This window comes from Zhenpiania hominis, from assembly GCF_014333425.1.
Lineage (GTDB): Bacteria > Bacillota > Clostridia > Peptostreptococcales > Anaerovoracaceae > Hominibacterium > Hominibacterium hominis.
Map to the genome: position 1 here is coordinate 1 of NZ_JACRYT010000056.1, position 1,587 is coordinate 1,587.

At 45.3% G+C, this 1,587-nt stretch carries 1 protein-coding gene; it reads right to left on the reverse strand.

Annotated elements, in window-relative coordinates; translation table 11 throughout:
* Nucleotides 1-56: 56 nt before the first annotated feature.
* On the reverse strand, nucleotides 57-1,475 hold the full coding sequence (locus H9L42_RS16660) for an ISLre2 family transposase (RefSeq protein WP_187304518.1): 1,419 nt from the start codon (nucleotides 1,473-1,475) through the stop codon (nucleotides 57-59).
* Between the last annotated feature and the right edge of the window lie 112 nt (nucleotides 1,476-1,587).

A 1,587-nucleotide genomic window follows, 5' to 3' on the forward strand; every position in this document is an offset into this window, starting at 1 on the left:
GGGCGGTGTCAAGTTGTTGTGGAGTTTTTGGTTGACAGATCCAAAATGATTATCATCTAGCTTAGCGGTATGCCTCTGTTCATGCTAAGGCTTCTGATCAGTGTCTGGGTCCCGCTGCTTCCATCGAAAACAGGCTCTCTCCTCTCAAATATGCTGAAATCAATCGCTCCCTCGCAGGCGTCCTCTATGATCCGTTCTGCATATTCACCATAGCTGCCTTTTCCTCTGTCTTTGTCCTTGAAATCCCTCGCTTCTATCTTTCCTCGGTTCTTTACGTATACTCTCTGTTTCGTGAGCTTCCCGAGTCCTTCCTCACTCCATCCCATCGGGTTTCTGCTGAATCTCTTTGACAGCACATGGCTTACCTGTCCCTCAGTACAGCTTCCAACTTCTCCGTATATCAGCCTGTTCCTTATCGCCTTGTAATTTCCAAATAGGTATTTTCCGAATTCAGATACAAACTCGTTGTCCTTCTCACTTTTGCATGCATCATAAAGACTTTGCAGTATCCTGTCCAGCTTCTTTCTGTCATCGGCTTCCATCGCTTCTTTGATCCTGTTTTTCAGGTTCCTGTTTGGAAAGCGCCTGCCCGCTTCTTTCAGTTTCTTCTCAAGATGGAATCCGTCCATTACCCTTCTAACATTGGAAAATTTCTCGAGCCCGTTATTTATCCATCTGCCTCCGTCTGCGTGCAGATAAATCTTCTCAAGCACATCCGTATCGTAAGTAGACCCTATGTATCCTTCCACGCTTTTCCACAGTTCTTTTGTATTGAATTTCTCATCAACGAAATGCATCGCTTCCTTTGTACGGTTTCTTCCTTTACTTTCTTTTTCCACTCCTTCTGTCACCGTTACAAGTGGCACTGCCCTGATTTTCTTCCCTTTTTCCTTACACTCCTTTTGCATGTGCACGTGATCTTCATCGGCGAATACATGTAGTTCCCTGACTTTACGTTTTGCCGCTCCTTCTTCCGCCCTCTTCTCTATACCTCCAAGCCTCAGGATGCTGTTCCTTACGCTCTGTCTGCTTACTTCTCCGTCCGTTACGATCTGTGCACTGTTCTCATATGACACTTCCGTTGCAAGGCTCACCAGCTTTGCACTCACTCCGTCTGAGATCCTCTCATAACTTTGTACCCCAATAACATGATCCAGCAGATATACATACTGATCATTTTCCCTGTCGTAGTAATAGTCTCTTGGAATATCAAGTCTGCCGAGTTCCGTCAGCAGGCTACGGTCTCGTTCCTTCTCTTTGAGGACGAGACCTTCCGCCTTTCTTCGCTCTTTGTCATCCCGTATCTGCTGATTGAGCCCGGCGGTGATTGCCTCCACGATCCCTATCGCCGCTTCTCTGCAGTCTCCGAGGACATCACTTGACAGGGCATCGATATCCGATATGCCTCCGGAATATGCTCTCTCCAGTATTTTGTGAATGAGTTTTTCTGCAATCTGTTGTATAATGTTTTCCATAGAGACCTTATCCTTTCGTGATTATTTTGTTTTTGGGTAAAACTATTTTATCACTTTGGAGTCGGTCTCTTCTTTTATTTCTCTGAAAACTCCACAACTATTTTACACTATC